The sequence below is a fragment of the Bradyrhizobium sp. BWC-3-1 genome (genome assembly GCF_032917965.1).
GTDB lineage: Bacteria > Pseudomonadota > Alphaproteobacteria > Rhizobiales > Xanthobacteraceae > Bradyrhizobium > Bradyrhizobium canariense_D.
The window spans coordinates 1,346,979-1,364,306 of record NZ_CP136625.1; the positions used below are offsets into that span (position 1 = coordinate 1,346,979).

At 64.2% G+C, this 17,328-nt stretch carries 16 protein-coding genes; 8 read left to right on the forward strand and 8 right to left on the reverse strand.

The genetic code is table 11. From position 1 onward, the window contains the following. Positions 1-140: 140 nt before the first annotated feature. The gene (locus RX329_RS06590; RefSeq protein WP_007614700.1) at positions 141-1,064 is read right to left on the reverse strand and encodes a LysR family transcriptional regulator; all 924 of its coding nucleotides are present in this window, start codon (positions 1,062-1,064) and stop codon (positions 141-143) included. A gap of 5 nt (positions 1,065-1,069) precedes the next feature. Beyond that, complete coding sequence (gene trxB, locus RX329_RS06595; RefSeq protein WP_018453588.1) at positions 1,070-2,035, reverse strand: thioredoxin-disulfide reductase; 966 nt, start codon at positions 2,033-2,035, stop codon at positions 1,070-1,072. A gap of 264 nt (positions 2,036-2,299) precedes the next feature. Between trxB and RX329_RS06600 the strand changes: the two genes are divergently transcribed. Next, positions 2,300-2,779, forward strand: a complete 480-nt coding sequence (locus tag RX329_RS06600) for an Lrp/AsnC family transcriptional regulator (protein WP_007596676.1) — start codon at positions 2,300-2,302, stop codon at positions 2,777-2,779. Positions 2,780-2,896: 117 nt separating this feature from the next. Here RX329_RS06600 and greA read toward each other — a convergent pair whose 3' ends face one another. The 3 genes from greA to RX329_RS06615 form a co-directional block, all read right to left on the reverse strand. After that, positions 2,897-3,370, reverse strand: coding sequence for a transcription elongation factor GreA (greA, locus tag RX329_RS06605; protein ID WP_007596674.1), 474 nt, complete (start codon positions 3,368-3,370; stop codon positions 2,897-2,899). A gap of 212 nt (positions 3,371-3,582) precedes the next feature. Further along, positions 3,583-7,047: a carbamoyl-phosphate synthase large subunit gene (carB, locus tag RX329_RS06610; protein ID WP_085348771.1), complete on the reverse strand. Its 3,465-nt coding sequence runs from the start codon at positions 7,045-7,047 to the stop codon at positions 3,583-3,585. Between the two features lie 145 nt (positions 7,048-7,192). After that, positions 7,193-8,362 (reverse strand): MFS transporter, encoded by a 1,170-nt coding sequence (locus tag RX329_RS06615; protein ID WP_085394710.1) that lies wholly within the window; start codon positions 8,360-8,362, stop codon positions 7,193-7,195. Between the two features lie 113 nt (positions 8,363-8,475). Between RX329_RS06615 and RX329_RS06620 the strand changes: the two genes are divergently transcribed. After that, a complete protein-coding gene (locus RX329_RS06620; RefSeq protein WP_018453591.1) occupies positions 8,476-8,847 on the forward strand; it encodes an ArsR/SmtB family transcription factor in 372 nt (123 codons plus the stop codon). A gap of 263 nt (positions 8,848-9,110) precedes the next feature. Here RX329_RS06620 and RX329_RS06625 read toward each other — a convergent pair whose 3' ends face one another. Beyond that, positions 9,111-9,812 carry a class I SAM-dependent methyltransferase gene (locus tag RX329_RS06625; protein ID WP_317245554.1) on the reverse strand — a complete coding sequence of 234 codons (702 nt, stop codon included), beginning with the start codon at positions 9,810-9,812 and terminating at the stop codon, positions 9,111-9,113. A 113-nt stretch (positions 9,813-9,925) separates the two neighbouring features. Here RX329_RS06625 and RX329_RS06630 point away from each other — a divergent pair, with 113 nt between their 5' ends. After that, positions 9,926-10,450 carry a Dps family protein gene (locus tag RX329_RS06630; RefSeq protein ID WP_007596666.1) on the forward strand — a complete coding sequence of 175 codons (525 nt, stop codon included), beginning with the start codon at positions 9,926-9,928 and terminating at the stop codon, positions 10,448-10,450. 124 nt (positions 10,451-10,574) lie between these two features. Here the strand turns inward: RX329_RS06630 and RX329_RS06635 are convergent, their stop codons facing one another. Together RX329_RS06635 and carA are read right to left on the reverse strand one after the other, a co-directional pair. Beyond that, complete coding sequence (locus RX329_RS06635) at positions 10,575-11,096, reverse strand: hypothetical protein (protein ID WP_085360535.1); 522 nt, start codon at positions 11,094-11,096, stop codon at positions 10,575-10,577. Positions 11,097-11,261: 165 nt separating this feature from the next. Beyond that, positions 11,262-12,452, reverse strand: coding sequence for a glutamine-hydrolyzing carbamoyl-phosphate synthase small subunit (gene carA, locus RX329_RS06640; protein WP_026232561.1), 1,191 nt, complete (start codon positions 12,450-12,452; stop codon positions 11,262-11,264). A gap of 146 nt (positions 12,453-12,598) precedes the next feature. On the opposite strand from carA, the gene RX329_RS06645 reads away from it, so the two are divergent. The 5 genes from RX329_RS06645 to RX329_RS06665 all read left to right on the forward strand — a co-directional run bounded on the left by RX329_RS06645 (position 12,599) and on the right by RX329_RS06665 (position 17,319). Further along, positions 12,599-13,327: an alpha/beta fold hydrolase gene (locus RX329_RS06645; RefSeq protein ID WP_085360533.1), complete on the forward strand. Its 729-nt coding sequence runs from the start codon at positions 12,599-12,601 to the stop codon at positions 13,325-13,327. Positions 13,328-13,360: 33 nt separating this feature from the next. Next, complete coding sequence (locus RX329_RS06650) at positions 13,361-13,816, forward strand: GatB/YqeY domain-containing protein (protein WP_018453597.1); 456 nt, start codon at positions 13,361-13,363, stop codon at positions 13,814-13,816. A gap of 160 nt (positions 13,817-13,976) precedes the next feature. Beyond that, positions 13,977-15,113 carry an epoxide hydrolase family protein gene (locus RX329_RS06655; protein ID WP_085360531.1) on the forward strand — a complete coding sequence of 379 codons (1,137 nt, stop codon included), beginning with the start codon at positions 13,977-13,979 and terminating at the stop codon, positions 15,111-15,113. 118 nt (positions 15,114-15,231) lie between these two features. Continuing rightward, on the forward strand, positions 15,232-16,842 hold the full coding sequence (locus RX329_RS06660; RefSeq protein WP_094183291.1) for an acyl-CoA synthetase: 1,611 nt from the start codon (positions 15,232-15,234) through the stop codon (positions 16,840-16,842). Between the two features lie 9 nt (positions 16,843-16,851). After that, positions 16,852-17,319 carry a MarR family winged helix-turn-helix transcriptional regulator gene (locus tag RX329_RS06665; protein ID WP_018453600.1) on the forward strand — a complete coding sequence of 156 codons (468 nt, stop codon included), beginning with the start codon at positions 16,852-16,854 and terminating at the stop codon, positions 17,317-17,319. The last annotated feature ends 9 nt before the right edge of the window (positions 17,320-17,328 follow it).

Sequence of the window (17,328 nt, forward strand, 5' to 3'; positions counted from 1 at the left end):
CTTCCAAGAGGGATTACTGAACTCCCGCGCCACTGGAGGAGGGGGACAAATGCGCAACGCGAAGGCTCAGCGTAGAAACATTATGGGCTAGCCTCGCGCCATGCATCAAGCGTCCAAGCCGCATGTCAGACATGCGGAAATCAGGACGGCCAGCGCTGCGCTTTGCTCACCACGAAGTCGCGGAACACTTGCACGCGCGCGACCGTCTTCAGCTCTTCCGGATAAACAAAATACGTATCGAGCTGGATCGAATCCGATTCGCCGAACAGCTGCACGAGGCGGCTCTGTTCTTCGATCAGATAGTCCGGCAGCGCCGCGATGCCGAGGCCCTGCTGACAGGCGCGGACGAGGCCGAGAATGTTGTTGACCCTGAAATAGGCTTCGCGCGGACCCGAGCCGTTGCGCCCCGCTTCGACCAGCCAGTTGCGGTTCTGAAGATGCGGGGCGAAGTTGCCGTCAGAGAGCGTGATGATGCGGTGGGAGTCGAGCTCCTCCAGCGTGCGCGGCGTGCCGAAGCGCTTGATGTAATCAGGCGAGCAATAGGCGTGGAAGCCCATCGCGAACAGCTTGCGCTGAATGAGATCCGGCTGCGTCGGCTTGCGGGTGCGGATCGCGACGTCGGCCTCCCGCATCGACAGGTCGAGCTCCTCGTCGGTGACGATCAGCGAGATCCGGATTTCCGGATAGAGCGCGGTGAATTCGCCGAGCCTGGGGATCAGCCAGTTGATGCCGACGCCGGGCGTGGTGGTGATCTTGAGATCGCCGCTCGGCCGCTCGCGGCTGTCGGTCAGTTTCGCGCGCGCCGCCTGCAGCTGCATGAAGACGTCATGGGCGGTGCGGAACAGGAGGTCGCCCTGTTCGGTGAGGATCAGGCCGCGGGCGTGGCGGTGGAACAGCGAGACCGAGAGCTCCTGCTCCAGTGCCGAGACCTGGCGTGACACCGCCGATTGCGACAGGCCGAGCTGCTCGCCCGCGTGCGTGAAGCTGCCCGCTTCCGCCGCGGCGTGAAACACCTTCAGCTTGTCCCAGTCCATATCCGTAAATCCGTCGCGTGTTCTTGCCATGATGTCTATTCCGCTGCCGCGCGCTCGCTGGCGCGCAGGGCCAAAAATCGTTCCGCCTCGAGCGCCGCCATGCAGCCGAGGCCGGCCGCCGTGACCGCTTGACGATAGGTCTCGTCGGCGACGTCGCCGGCGGCGAACAGGCCGGGGACCGAGGTCGCGGTCGAGTTCGGGGCGACCTCGACATAGCCCGACGGTTTCAGCTTGACCTGCCCAGCCACGAGCTCGGTCGCCGGGGCATGCCCGATGGCGATGAAGACGCCGTCGGTCGGCACATCGGTCAACGCGCCGGACTTGACGTTCTTCAGTCGCACATGGGTGACCTTGTTCGGGTTCTCGGTGCCGCAGATCTCGTCGACGGCTGAGTCCCAGACCACCTTGATCTTCGGGTGCTTGAACAGACGCTCCTGCAGGATGCGTTCGGCGCGGAAGTGATCGCGACGATGCACGATGGTGACCTGCGAGGCATGGTTGGTGAGATACAGGGCTTCTTCGACCGCGGTATTGCCGCCGCCGACCACCACGACTTGCTTGTTGCGGTAGAAGAAGCCGTCACAGGTGGCACAGGCCGACACGCCGCCGCCCTGGAATTTCGCTTCGGACGGCAGCCCGAGCCAGCGCGCCTGGGCGCCGGTGGCGAGGATCACGGTGTCGGCGAGATAGACGTCACCGCTATCGCAGGTGAGGCGAAAGGGTCGCTGCGAGGTGTCGAGCTTCGTCACCAGATCGGTCTTGATCTGGGTGCCCACATGCAGCGCCTGCTTCTCCATCTGCTCCATCAGCCAGGGGCCCTGGATCACGTCGGCGAAGCCGGGATAGTTCTCGACGTCGGTGGTGATGGTGAGCTGGCCGCCTGCCTGGATGCCCTGGATCAGGATCGGCTCGAGCATCGCGCGCGCGGCGTAGATCGCCGCCGTGTAGCCTGCGGGGCCGGAGCCGATGATGACGACCTTTGCATGGACAGCGGCGGACATTTCGACAGATGCCTTTCACGGGGGACTGCAGCGCGGGCGCGGAACGTGCCGGGAGGCCTCGCGGAGGCGCTGAAATATCAGAGGTAATCTAAGCCTTCTGGTGAGCTATGCAAGAATTGCATTCCCTATCGGCGGATTTTTCCAACAGGGAACAAAAGTCGATTGCGCTGCACGCGCAATAAAATTGCGCCGGTCGTGCGGTCTGGGCTATGAGGATTGCGACAAAGCCACCGATACCGCCGCAAGACCAGGAGTTCCAATCACGTGTCGCGGAACCTAGACGAGATCGACCTGAAGATTCTCACCGAGATTCAGGCCGACGGTCGAATCACGAATGTCGAGCTGGCCAAGCGCGTCGGCATTTCGCCCCCGCCCTGCCTGCGCCGCGTGCGGGCGCTGGAGGAGGAGGGGTATATCCACGGCTATCGCGGGCTTCTGGATGCACGCAAGCTCGGCTTCGACGTCACAGTGTTTGCCGCAGTGCACCTCTCCAGCCAGGCGGAGGCCGATTTGCGCGCCTTCGAGGAGTTCGTCCGCGCCGAGCCGCTGGTGCGCGAGTGCTGGATGCTGTCGGGCGAAGTCGATTTCATCCTGAAATGCGTCGCACCCGACATGGCCACCTTCCAGGATTTCGTCACCCACCTGACCGCCGCCCCGCACGTCCGCAACGTGCGGACCTCGCTGGTGCTGCACAATTCGAAATACGAGGCGGCCGTGCCGCTCGACGTGAGAGGAAGAAGGTAGTTCGTCCTCTCCCCGCAGGCGGAGCGAGGTGGAGTAAGCCGCACCCCCTCGGCAACACTAGATACAAAAGGCCGCGCATCGCGCGGCCTTTTCAAATCACGCGCGACGGCAAATCGTTTACCGCCACTCCACCTTGGTGATCTCATAAGCCTTGGCGCCGCCGGGTGCGTTGACCTCGACTGTTGAGCCCTTCTTCTTGCCGATCAGCGCGCGCGCGAGCGGCGAGGTGATGGAGATGCGGCCCTTCTTGGCGTCGGCCTCGACCTCGCCGACGATCTGCCACACCGTCTTCTTTTCGGTGTCCTCGTCGACCAGTGTCACGGTCGCGCCGAACTTGATGGTGTCGCCGGACAGCTTCGAGATGTCGATGATGTCGGCGCGCGCCAGCTTGTCCTCGAGCTCGGCGATGCGGCCTTCATTGTGGGACTGCTCTTCCTTCGCGGCGTGGTATTCCGCGTTCTCCGAAAGGTCTCCGTGCGAGCGCGCCTCGGCGATATGCTCGATGATCCGCGGACGGTCCTCCGACTGGCGCTTCTTCAGTTCTTCCCCGAGCGCGGCAAAGCCGCCCGCTGTCATCGGTACCTTTTCCATCTCTTCTCTCGTCCTTCGGTCGCGCGCGCCCTGAAAAGTCAGCGCGCACGCAACTTGATTCGTCAGTCTGTCCGGGGGCTCAACGCGCGTGCCGCCGAACGTTCATATGGGCTTGGCACCGGAACAGAACAACCATATGGCCGGACAGTTCCTCCGGCCATAGTGGCTTCACCGCCAATCACTTAACAGAAGGTTGGGCCTTCCGCTCGCGATCAGGTTTCCGAAAAGTAGCTCTGCAGGGTCCGAACCTCAAGGTCCCCGCCCAGATAGGCGCGGATGCCCTGCGCGGCCGCCACGGCCCCAGAAAGAGTGGTGTAATACGGCACTTTATGCAAGAGGGCCGCGCGCCGCAGAGAACGGCTGTCGGCGAGCGCCTGCGGGCCTTCGGTGGTGTTGAAGACGAGCTGGACGTCGCCATTGGTGATGGCATCGACGATGTGCGGCCGGCCCTCCAGCACCTTGTTCACCTTCTCGGTCGGGATCCCCTGGTCGGTCAGGAAGCGGGCCGTGCCCGACGTCGCCAGCACCTTGAAGCCGAGCGAATGCAGCTCGCGAACGGCCTCGGTGATGCGCGTCTTGTCGCTCTCGCGAACCGAAACGAACACCGTGCCCTTGCGCGGCACCCGCGTGCCGCCGCCGAGCTGGCTCTTGGCGAACGCCACCGCAAAGGAGCGGTCGATGCCCATGACCTCGCCGGTCGAGCGCATCTCGGGGCCGAGCACGGTATCGACCCCGGGGAAGCGGGCGAACGGAAACACCGATTCCTTCACGCCGACATGATCGAGGTTCGCCTTCTTCAGGTTGAAATCGGCGAGCTTCTCGCCGGCCATGATGCGCGCCGCGATCTTCGCCACCGGCGTACCGACCACCTTGGCGACAAAGGGCACCGTGCGAGAGGCCCGCGGATTGACTTCGAGCACGTAGATCTCGCCGTCCTTGATGGCGTATTGCACATTCATGAGGCCGACGACGTCGAGGCCGAGGGCCAGCTCGCGGGTCTGCCGCTCCAGCTCCTCGATCATCTTGTCGTCCAGCGAGTGCGGCGGCAGCGAGCAGGCGCTGTCGCCGGAATGGATGCCGGCTTCCTCGATGTGCTCCATGATGCCGACGATGAAGGTGTCCTTGCCGTCGCAGAGGCAGTCGACGTCGATCTCGGTCGCATCGGACAGATAGCGGTCGAACAGCAGCGGATTCTTGCCGAGCACGGTGTTGATCTGGCCGGTCTTGTCGTTCGGGTAGCGCGCCTTGACGTCGCCCGGCACCAGCTCCGGCAGCGTGCCGAGCAGGTAATCACTGAGCTGGTTTTCCTCGCGGATGATTTGCATCGCGCGGCCGCCGAGCACGTAGGACGGGCGCACCACCAGGGGCAGCCCGAGATCGGTTGCGACCAGGCGCGCTTGCTCGACCGAATAGGCGATGCCGTTCTTGGGCTGCTTCAGCCGCAGCTTGTCGAGCACCCGCTTGAAGCGGTCGCGGTCTTCCGCAAGGTCGATGGCGTCGGGCGAGGTGCCGAGGATCGGCACTTCGGCGGCTTCCAGCGCACGCGCGAGCTTGAGCGGGGTCTGGCCGCCGAACTGCACGATGACGCCGTGCAGCGTGCCGTTGGTGCGTTCCTTCGCGATGATCTCCAGCACGTCCTCGGCGGTGAGCGGCTCGAAATAGAGCCGGTCGGCAGTGTCGTAGTCGGTCGACACCGTCTCCGGGTTGCAGTTCACCATGATGGATTCGTAGCCGGCGTCGTGCAGCGCGAAGCAGGCGTGGCAGCAGCAATAGTCGAACTCGATGCCCTGGCCGATGCGGTTCGGTCCGCCGCCGAGGATGATGACCTTCTTCTTGTCGGACGGCGAGCTCTCGTCCGCAGGCGCGCCCGCGAACGGCGCCTCATAGGTCGAGTACATGTAGGCGGTGGGCGAAGCGAACTCGGCCGCGCAGGTGTCGATGCGCTTGTAGACCGGGCGAACGCCGAGCGCGTGTCGCTTCGCCGTGACCTCGGCCTCCGTCGTCTCTGCGATCACCGCGAGCCGGGCATCGGAGAAGCCCATGGCCTTGAGCGTGCGCATGCCGAAGGCGTTGCCCGGCAGGCCGTTCTTGCGGACCTTCGCTTCCATCTCGACGATGCCGCGCATCTCGCTGAGGAACCACGGATCGATCTTGCAGGAATTGAAGATCTCCTCGTCCGACCAGCCGAGCCGCATCGCCTGCCCGACCTGGAGCAGCCGGTTCGGTGTCGGCGTGCCCAGCGCAGCGCGGATCGCATTCTTGTCGTCGTCGCGGCCGAGGCCTTCGATCTCGATCTCGTCGAGGCCGGTGAGGCCGGTCTCGAGCCCGCGCAATGCTTTCTGAAGGCTTTCCTGGAAGGTGCGGCCGATCGCCATGACTTCGCCGACCGACTTCATCGACGTAGTCAGCGTGGTGGAGGCACCGGGGAATTTCTCGAAAGCGAAACGCGGCACCTTGGTGACGACATAGTCGATCGTCGGCTCGAACGAGGCCGGCGTGGCGCCGCCGGTGATGTCGTTGGCGATTTCGTCGAGCGTGTAGCCGACCGCAAGCTTGGCGGCGACCTTTGCGATCGGAAAGCCGGTGGCTTTCGAAGCCAGGGCGGAGGAACGCGACACGCGCGGGTTCATCTCGATGACGACCATGCGGCCGTCTTCGGGATTGACGCCGAACTGCACGTTGGAGCCGCCGGTCTCGACGCCGATCTCGCGCAGCACCGCCAGCGAGGCGTCGCGCATGATCTGGTATTCCTTGTCGGTCAGCGTCAGCGCCGGCGCCACCGTGATGGAATCGCCGGTGTGAACGCCCATCGGATCGAGGTTCTCGATCGAGCAGACGATGATGCAATTGTCGTTCTTGTCGCGCACCACCTCCATCTCGTACTCTTTCCAGCCGAGCACGGATTCTTCGATCAGCACTTCGTTGGTGGGAGACGCATCCAGGCCGCGCTCGATGATGTCGAGGAACTCTTCCTTGTTGTAGGCAATGCCACCGCCGGTGCCGCCCATGGTGAAGGAGGGGCGGATGATCGCGGGCAGGCCGATCTCGGACAGCGCCATCAGCGCCTGGCCAAGCGCATATTCCTGGTAGCGCTTGCGGCGGTCGCTTTCGCCGAGTGTCCATTGCCGCTCGAGTTCTTCGAGTGCAGCGCCCGATGCCTTGGCGCGTTCGGCCTGGTACTTGTCGCGGAAGGACTTCTTCAGGGCGGAGGCGTTGGCGAGCCGCGACTTAGGCGTCTCGAGCCCGATCTTGGTCATGGCCTCGCGGAACAGTTGGCGGTCCTCGGCCTTGTCGATCGCGTCCGCGGTGGCCCCGATCATCTCGACGTCGAACTTGTCGAGCGTGCCTTGCTGGCGCAGCGACAGCGCGCAGTTCAGCGCGGTCTGTCCGCCCATGGTCGGCAGCAGCGCGAAGCCGCCGGGAATGACGTGACGTTCCTTCTCGATGATTTTCGCGACGATCTCTGGCGTGATCGGCTCGATATAGGTCGCATCGGCCAATTCCGGGTCGGTCATGATGGTGGCCGGATTGGAATTGACGAGGACGATGCGATAGCCCTCTTCCTTCAGCGTCTTCACCGCCTGGGTGCCCGAATAGTCGAACTCGCAGGCCTGGCCGATCACGATGGGACCGGCGCCGATGATCAGGATGGTGGTGATGTCTGTACGTTTGGGCATCAACTCTCGCCGAAGTGGAATTTGGGCACAAAAAAAGGGCGCGCCTGCTGCGCGTCCCTTTGGCCGAGAGCGCGGTGGTCCCCCCTCGCGCGCGGGGTGGGTCTTAGACCAGTTTTCGGGGCGGCGAAACCCCGAAAAACGCCCATCAACCGGCAATTTTGATCGGTTTTGGCCGGGCCTGCCAACCGCGGGCGAGATGGACCAGAAGAGCGGCCGAAACGCTCAATCCGCCGACCCAGCCGAGATCGGCGGGGCTCCACGCCGCAAGCACGGCGCCGCCCAAGGCTCCGCCGATCGCAAAGCCGAGATACATGGCCGAGGCGTTGAGTGAGAGCGCGATCATCGAGGCGTGCGGCTCGATCCGGATGATGCTGGCAACCTGGGCCGGGTAGAACGCCCATCCCGAGATGCCCCAGAGGAAGATCGCACCCAGCACCCCGTAATGCGTCTGTCCCGGCATCAGCTTCAGGACCAGCGAATGCAGGATCAGCGCGCTGGCCATGCCGGCAAGTCCGAGACCTGCTGTGGCGAGCGTGCCGAGCCGGTCGGCCAGGACGCCACCGAGCATATTCCCGATCGCGGCGGCGCCGCCGAACACCAGCAGCGCCAGGCTGATCTGCGACGCATCGAATCCAAGGCCGCGCAGCGGGACCGCGAAATAGGTGAAGACGGTGAAGCCACCGAGCGCCCATAAAATCGTGATCAGAAGCGCCGTCAGGACATTGCGGTGACGCGCCACTGCCAGCCGATCGCTGAGCGAGGCCGTGTTGCGTGGCAGGCCGCGGGGCAGACCGAGCAGGAGGCCGGCGAGCGCAACGGCACCGATTAGGGCGACCATGGCAAAGGTCGCGCGCCAGCCGAGCAGGCTGCCGACGAGATTGCCGAGGGGAACGCCGATGACGGTCGCAACCGTGAGGCCCGAGGTAACCAGCGCCACCGCGCGGCCGCGTCGCTCCGGCGCGGCGACGGCCACGGATACGGCCAGCGCGGTCGGCATGCACAGCCCTGAGCCCAGCGCCATCAGCATGCGCGAGGCCAGCAGCAGGGCGTAATTCGACGCCACCATCGCCGCGAGGTTTCCGGCGATGAAGGTCGATAGCGCCAAGGCCAGCACGGTGCGGCGGTCGATATTGTTCAGTGTGACCGCCAGGATCGGCGAGCCGACCGCATAGGTGAGGGCGTAGGCCGTCACCAACTGTCCGGCGGCGGGGACGGAAATCGCCAGGTCCGTGGCGATCGACGGCAAAAGCCCAGCAATGACAAAGCCTTCCGTGCCGATCGCAAAGGCTACCAAGGCCAACCAGAATACGCTCATCCGAGAAATCCCTATGTTCAACGTTTATTGAACTATTGATGGGACCACGTCAGGAGTCAATTGGTTCAAGAACTATTGAACATCTAGGGCCATTTCGCTATGATCTTCGGACCATGAGCCGCACCCCACCCCACCCCACCCGCGAGCAGATCGAGCTGCCGATGGTTTTGGATTGCCTCAGCGATCCGATCAGATTGGCGATCGTGTACCAGCTCGCGCAGCAGGAACGTGTCAGCGGCGAGCTGTGCTGTGGGGATTTCAACGGGCTCAGCGGCAAGTCGAATCTTGCCTATCACTTCGCCAAGCTGCGCGAATGCGGCCTGATGCAGACCCGCGTCGCCGGCACCAACCGATTCGTGCGCCTGCGCCGTGAGGATCTGGACGCACGCTTTCCGGGCCTGCTCGATGCCGTCATCATCTCTGCGGCAAAGGATGCAGACCGGCTGCGGCTTGTGTCGGAATGTGAAGTGGTTGAGGCTGATTGAGGATTGGGCGGCCAGTCCCTCTACGCTTGCGCTTCGCTCCAGCTACGCCGGACACGCTTCGCCCCTGCGGGTCTTGCGTGGCTGCGCCACGCGTAGCCCCGTGAGGGGCGAAGCGTGGAGACCCGGCCTGGATTTGAACCAGGATAAAGAGCGATGCATCGCCCTCGCGTAGACACTTCCGCCACCGGGCCGCGGCGATCATTACCGATCGGGGTGCGACAAGCCACCTCAGGCAGACGTTATGCTTAACGGATCCACCAAGCTCAACGGACCAGCGGCGGCCGCGCGACGAACGTCATGCGCCAGCTATTGTGGCCGATATTGCGGTGAGCGCGCTGGACCGCGAAGCCGGCTGCCTTGAGCTTGGCGGTGATCTCCTCCTCGCTGTAGCGCTGTAGCCCGATCCGCGTGCGCAGCTGGCGGTAATCCGACAGTGCGGTGCTGATCAGCCCGATCAGCGCATCTTTCAAAAAGCCGTGACGCAGGCCGAAGCTGAGCAGCGCTGTGACGTCCCTGAACATGCCGACATTGGGCTGGAGGATATCGCCCAGCACGAGCTTGCCCGAGGGCTTCAGGATACGGGAGAAGTTGAGGAGCGCGGCGTCGAGCTCGTCCGGCGTCATGTATTGCGCGACCGAGTTCATCACGACGAGATCGATCGACTGCTCCTGCATCTTGCGGACGTCGTCGAGCGAGCGGACGCGGATTTTCGTGTTCGGGGCAAACCGCGCGATCAACCGGCCGCGCACGCCCGGCGCGGGCTCGGCGAGGATTAGCTTGCCGCAGGCCGCCGCGACCTGGCTCGCCGACAGCGACTCGCCGCAGGCATAGTCGAGCACGGTCGCCTCGGGCGAAGAGATGTAGCCGATGATGTCCCGCGCGATGATCTGGAAGTGCAAGTCGCGATGCAGCTTGCTGACATAGATCGTGTGCGTCGAGTCGTAATAATCGATCCAATCGTCCATGGTCGTCGAGGGCCCCGGCCAAACGGTTCCGCTGCAGGAACCGGCGCTGCCCGCCTGCGTTAGGGGTGCGGCGGCGCGCCGTCAATGTCTGCGTCCTAACAGGAAGGTTTCCCGTGAGCAAAGCTCCACAAAAGGTCTCGCCCGACCTCGACACGCCCACCGATCTGTCGTCCCAGGCGGTCAACAAGGTTTCGGAGGCACTGAACGTGCTTCTGGCCGACGCGTTCGCGCTGTATCTGAAGACCAAGAATTTCCACTGGCACATCAGCGGCCGGCATTTCCGCGACTATCATCTGCTGCTCGACGAGCAGTCCGACCAGATCTTCGCCACCACCGACCAGCTCGCCGAGCGCGTCCGCAAGATCGGCGGCACCACGCTGAAATCGATCGGGCAGATCGCCAAGCTCCAGACCATCAAGGACAACAACGAAGACTATGTCCCGCCGCGCGAGATGCTGCGTGAGCTGATGCAGGACAACAAGCATGTCGCCGCCGCAATGCGCAAGGCGCACGAGGTCTGCGACGACGCCGGCGACGTCGCCAGCGCCAGCATCCTCGAGAACTTCATCGACGAGACCGAGCGCCGCACCTGGTTCCTGTTCGAAGCCACAAGACAGGAAGGCGCGAACGAGGCGTAGGGGCACGCTGTCGGAGGGTGGCCAAAGGCGCGCTCTTCGCGCGCCGTGCCCACTATCTCTCCGCAGTTCAAACTGTTTGGTGGGCAGGCTTCGCTTTGCCCACCCTACTGCACCGTCTTTGTAGCTACCGCCACAACGGCATCAACGCCCCGTTCTTGCCCGTCACCGGATCGGCCGGCGGCCGCGCGACGTTTGGAATCGTCTTCAGCGCCTTGGCGTGGTTCTCCGGTGTTGCGCGGGTGACCTCCATCTTCGCGCCCGGCGGATAGGCGCCGATCACGCAGAAATCCGCGCTGGCCTTGATGCGTTGGTGACCTGTGCCGGCGGGCAGGATCGCGACGTCGCCGGCCTTGATCTCCAGCTCCTGGCCGTGGTCGCCGCCGAAGCGGACGCGCGCGCTGCCACGCGCAACGCCGAGCACCTCGTGCACCGTCGCGTGATAATGCAGATAGTCGAAGACCCCATTGCGCCACGTGCCGCCCCAACCGTTCGCTTCGAACAAGCGTTCGATCGTCTCTTCCGGCTGTCTGGAATCAAGCTTCACCGCGGCCTGGTAGACCAGGAAGGGGAGGATATTGTTCGGCACGAGCCCGTCATCCTCAAATACGATGGCGAGCGGCTCGGCATTGTCGCGGACGACAGACATAAGAGGCTCCTGCGTGAGCGTAGCAGTGATCAACGAAGGGAGTTAAGCGGCGTTCCTCGTTCCGCTGTCATTCCGGGTTCGCGCTGCGCTGCGCCCGGAACGACAAGAGCCCGGGCGAAGGCCCGGGCTCGATGTCGTCAAAGCAGTTGCAGGAGAGCGCGCGCCCTACACGCTCTTGTTCTGCCGCATCAGATCGGCAAAGCGCTGGAACAGATAGTGCGAGTCGCGCGGACCCGGTGAGGCCTCGGGGTGGTACTGCACCGAGAACACCGGCTTGCCGTCGAGCTGGATGCCGCAATTGGAGCCGTCGAACAGCGAGATGTGGGTCTGCGTCGCGCCCGTCGGCAGGGTGCTCTCGTCGACGGCAAAGCCGTGGTTCATCGAGGTGATCTCGACCTTGCCGGTGGTCTCGTCCTTCACGGGATGATTGGCGCCGTGATGGCCCTGGTGCATCTTCTTGGTCTTGGCGCCGACGGCGAGGCCGAGCATCTGATGGCCAAGGCAAATTCCGAATGTCGGCGTGCCCGACTTGATCACGTCCTGGATCACGGGCACGGCATATTTGCCGGTCGCGGCCGGATCGCCGGGACCGTTCGACAGGAACACGCCATCCGGCTTCATCGCCAGGATATCCTCGGACGACGTCGTTGCCGGCACCACCGTTACCTTGCAGCCGACGCCGGCGAGCAGGCGCAGAATGTTGCGCTTGATGCCGTAATCGATGGCGACCACGTTGAACTCAGGCTTGTCCTGGCGGCCAAAGCCCTTGTCCCAGAGCCAGGGCGTCTCGTCCCAGGTGAAGCGCTGGCCTGAGGTGACCATTGGCACCAGGTCCATGCCCTCGAGGCCGGGCCATTCGCGCGCTTCTTCCTTCAAGCCGTGCAGGTCGAACTCGCCGTCCCTGGCGTGCGCGATCACGGCGTTGGGCATGCCCTTGTTGCGGATCAGCGCGGTCAGCGCGCGGGTGTCGATGCCAGAAAGGCCGATGATGCCGCGCGCCTTCAGCCACTGGTCGAGGTGCTTGGTGGCGCGGTAGTTCGAGGGATCGGTGATCGCGGTGCGCAGGATCACGCCGCGCGCGCCGGGCGTGGCGGCCATGTTCACCGTCTCGATGTCGTCGTCGTTGGTGCCGACATTGCCGATATGCGGGAACGTGAAGGTGATGAGCTGGCCGGCATAGGAGGGATCGGTGAGGATCTCCTCATAGCCGGTCATCGCGGTGTTGAAGCAGACCTCGCCGACGGCTTGGCCTTCGGCGCCGAGGCCAAAGCCTTCGAGCACCGTGCCGTCGGCAAGCACCAACAGCGCGGTCGGTTTGTGGTCCGGCCAAGCGTGATCGTTATCATGTTGTGTCATGAGCCCGGTTCATAGTCCCCGCGGGCGCTGCCGTCAAAGCGGAGATGCGCCGATTCACATGCGTTTTTGCATATTTGACAGGTCGGCTTGGGCCCCTAAGCTCCGCAGCATAATTTCCGGCAAATTCCGGGGCTCGGGAGGCAATAATGGACCAGACGACGCCGATTCTGCTGGTTCCGGGATTAGCCTCCTCGGCCCGGATCTATGCACCGGTGATCCCGTCGCTGTGGCAGTTCGGCCCGGTGATGGTCGCCAACCATATTCGCGATGACAGCATGGCGGCGATCGCCCGGCGGGTGCTGAGCGAGGCGCCGCCGCGCTTCGCGCTCGCCGGCCATTCCATGGGCGGCTACATCGCCCTCGAGATCATGCGCCAGGCGCCCGAGCGGGTGGCCAGGCTCGCGCTGATCAACACTCAGGCGCGGCCCGACACGGAGGAGGCGACCGCACGCCGCCGCGGCCTGATGGAGCTGGCCCGGCGCGGGGAGCTGCGTGCCGCGCGCGAGGAGATGTTTCCCGAACTGGTGCATCCGTCGCGCCGCAACGATGCAGGCATTCGCCAGCTCGTACACGAGCAGGGCGATGACGTCGGCGTCGAAGGCTATCTGCGGCAGCAGACCGCGATCATCGCGCGGATGGATTCACGGCCGACGCTTGCGACGATCAAATGCCCGACATTGGTGCTGACGGGCGATCAGGACAACACGATTCCCAACGCATTCTCGAAGGAGATGGCGGAGGGCATTGCCGGCGCAAGGCTCGTCGTTCTGGAGAATTGCGGACACCTGCCGCAACCGGAGCAGCCTGCGGCGACGGTGCGGGCGCTGGTCGAATGGCTGGGAACCCCGGTTGTCTCCGGGCTGCGAACGGCCTAGATCAGGCGTCGGATATTCTAGGGGATCACGATCATGCTGCGCGACGACATCAACAATGCGGTCAAGGAGGCCATGAAGGCCAAGGAAGAGCGCAAGCTGTCCACGCTGCGCATGGTCAACTCGACCATCAAGAACGCCGACATCGAGGCGCGCGGCAACGGCAAGCCGCCGCTCTCGGACGCGGACCTGCTCGGCGTGTTTCAGAAGATGATCAAGCAGCGCCAGGAATCGGTTGAGCTCTACGAGAAGGGCGGCCGTGCCGAACTCGCCGCGCAGGAGCGCGACGAGATCGCGGTGATCTCCGCGTACTTGCCGAAGCAGATGTCGGATGACGACGTCAAGAAGGTGATCTCGGACGCGATCGCCGAGACCGGCGCCGCCGGCATGAAGGACATGGGCAAGGTGATCGCCGTGTTGAAGACCAAGTACGCCGGCCAGATGGATTTCGGCAAGGCCTCTGGTTTGGTGAAGGCTGCTCTGACGGGCTAAGCGGCCGCGCCGAAGGTTTGCCAGGAGCTGACAGACTATCATCCTGGTCATGCCCGGCCTTGTGCCGGGCATCCACGTTCTTCAAAATGGAGAGAAAGAACGTGGATGGCCGGGACGAGCCCGGCCATGACGAGAACCTCCGATGAGCAGGGCCTCTCCCATGACCGCCATCAAGCCGTTCCGCATCGCCATCAGCGACGACGTCCTCACCGACCTCAAGTCGCGCCTCGCCCGCACGCGCTGGCCGGAGGCGGAGCTGGTCGATGATTGGAGCCAGGGCGCGCCGCTGGCATGGATCCAGGAAATCTGCACCTATTGGGCTGATGGCTACGACTGGCGCGCGCGCGAAGCAAAACTCAACTGCTTCGAGCAGTTCACCACCGAGATCGACGGGCTCGACATCCACTTCCTGTATGTGCGCTCGAAGGAGCCGTCGGCACTGCCGCTGATCATCACCCATGGCTGGCCCGGCTCGATCGTCGAATTCCAGAAGGTGATCGCGCCCTTGGTCGATCCTGTCGCGCATGGCGGCAATCCTGCCGATGCCTTCCACGTTGTCTGCCCGTCGCTGCCGGGCTTTGGCTTTTCCGGCAAACCCAAGACCACCGGCTGGGGCGTCGATCGTATCGCCGCGACCTGGGCCCAGCTGATGGACCGGCTCGGCTATACCAGATACGGCGCGCAGGGCGGCGACTGGGGCTCGGCAGTGACGACCTCGCTTGGCATGCAGGACGCCGAGCATTGCGCCGGCATTCACGTCACGCTCGCCTTCAACGCCGCGCCGAAAGTCGAGGGCGAACCGACGCCGGAAGAGAAGCGCGCGCTCGCCGGCCTCAAGCATTACGTCGACCTCGACTCCGGCTATTCGAAGCAGCAATCGACGCGGCCGCAGACACTCGGCTACGGCTTGACGGATTCGCCGAGCGGGCAGGCGGCCTGGATTCTGGAAAAATTCTGGGCCTGGACCGATTGCAACGGTCATCCCGAGAACATCTTCACCAAGGACGAGCTGCTCGACAACGTCATGCTCTACTGGGCGACGGAGACCGCGACCTCGTCGGCGCGGCTCTATTGGGAAAGCTTCGGCAAGCGCCGGACCACGCCGGTCGTCAAGGTGCCGACGGGCGTGGCTGTCTTTCCCAGGGAGATCATCACGCCGGTGCGGCGCTGGATGGAGCCGAACTTCCGCAACATCACGCATTGGAGCGAGATGGAGAAGGGCGGCCATTTCGCCGCATTCGAGCAGCCGGAGCTGTATGTCGGCGAGGTCAGAAAGTTCTTCCGGACGGTGCGCTGAGACGCATTCTCCGTCAGGCCCGGACTTGTCCCGGGCATCCGCGCCCTTAAACTCAGGTCAAACAAGAACGTGGATGGCCGGGACAAGTCCGGTCAGACGACGCTGCCGGGAAACGACCATGCTCACCGAAGCCAGCACCTATGACGAGCTCTACGGCAATTTCCGCTGGGAGATCCCGGCGCGCTTCAACCTGGCGGAGGCCTGCTGCGATCGCCACGCCGACGGCACCGGCCGGCTGGCGCTGGTCTATCTCGACGAGAACGGCGCCACCACGCGCACATCCTTTGACGAAGTCGCGGGGATGTCGCGCCGCTTCGCCAATGTGCTGAAGGCAGATGGTCTTGCCCGCGGCGACCGCGTCGCGGTGTTCCTGTCGCAGTCGCTGGAGCTGCCGATCGCGCACATGGCGGCGTTCCGATCGGCGATGATCTCCATTCCGCTGTTCGCATTGTTCGGCGAAGACGCGCTGGAATTCCGCCTGTCGAACTCGCAAGCCAGGGCGATCGTCACCGACGAGGGTGGCTGGGAGAAGCTTTCGAAGATTCGCGACCGTCTGCCGGAGCTGAAGAAGGTCTACATCGTTGGCGAACGAACGCCGGCGGGTACGACATCGTTCTGGAATTCGGTCAAGGCTGCATCGCCCGACTTCAGGCTCGTGGACACGTCTGCTGACGATCCCGCGCTGATCATCTACACCTCGGGCACGACGGGCAATCCGAAGGGCGCGCTGCACGCCCACCGCGTCGTGCTCGGACATCTCCCCAATGTCGAGATGTGCCACAACTTCCTGCCGCGCCCCGGCGATCTGATGTGGACGCCGGCGGACTGGGCCTGGATCGGCGGCCTCATCAACGGCCTGTTCGCGTTCTGGTACCACGGCATTCCCCTGGTCGGTCACCGCGCGCGAAAGTTCGAGCCGCAAGCGGCGATGCAGATGATGGCCGATCTCGGCGTGCGTAATGTGTTCCTGCCGCCGACCGCGCTGAAGCTGATGCGGCAGGCCGGCGTGACGCATTCCGGCGTCAAGCTGCGCAGCATCTTTACCGGCGGCGAGTCCCTCGGCGGCGAGCTGCTCGGCTGGGTGCGCGAGACCTTCGGCGTCGACGCGCACGAGGTGTTTGGCCAGACCGAATGCAATCTCGTGATCGGCAGCAACGCGAATCTGTTTCCGATCCGCCCCGGTTCGATGGGCAAGGCGACGCCGGGTTTCGACGTCCGCATCGTCAATGACAGAGGCGAGGAGCAGCCACGTGGCCAGCGCGGCATCATCGGGGTGCGCCAACCCTGTCCTTGCACGATGCTCGAATACTGGCGCAATCCGGAGGCAACGTCGAAGAAATATGCCGGCGAGTTCCTGCTCACCGGCGATCTCGGGGTGCAGGACGAGGACGGTTACTTCTGGTACGTCAGCCGCGAGGACGACGTCATCACCACCGCCGGCTATCGTGTCGGCCCGTCCGAGATCGAGCACACGCTGATGAAGCACCCGGCGGTGGCGATGGCGGCGGTGGTCGGCATTCCCGATCCGATCCGCACTGAATCGATCAAGGCCTGGATCGTGCTGCGCCCGGGCTTTGCCGCCAGCGACGCACTCGCGCGCGAGATCCAGGAGTTCGTCAAGGTGCAACTCGCCGCCCACGAATACCCACGGTTCGTGGAGTTCGCGGAGACACTTCCAATGACCGCCACCGGAAAGGTGCTGCGGCGCGAGCTGCGGACGAGGGGTTAGCTTCCTGCAATGGCAAAGACGTCTCAAGCCGCGGGGCTTCACCGCGCTTCACTTGCGAAGCTGAGCGAACTCGATGCGGCGCTGGAGCTCATGTATTACGGCTGGCGCGGGATGACACTCGAAGCCGACGCATATCTCGCCAAGCAAGGACTGTCGCGCCCGCACCATCGCATCCTCTACGTGGTGGCGCGCCGGCCCGATATCGCGATCGGCTCGCTGATCGAGATCCTCGGCATTTCCAAGCAGGCCCTGAACCGGCCGCTCAATTTGTTGCTTGAGCGCAAGCTCCTGACCTCAAAACGCTCGCCCGAGCAGCATCGCTCGAAGCTGCTGCGCCTGACGGCCGCGGGGCAGCGCATCGAGCAGCGCGCATCGGACCACGAGCGCAAGGTGCTGCGCGAGGCGTTCGATCGCGTCGGAGCGACAGGTGCGGCTGCGTGGATGGGCGTGATGGAGGCGATCGCCGACACCAACTGACGATTCCTG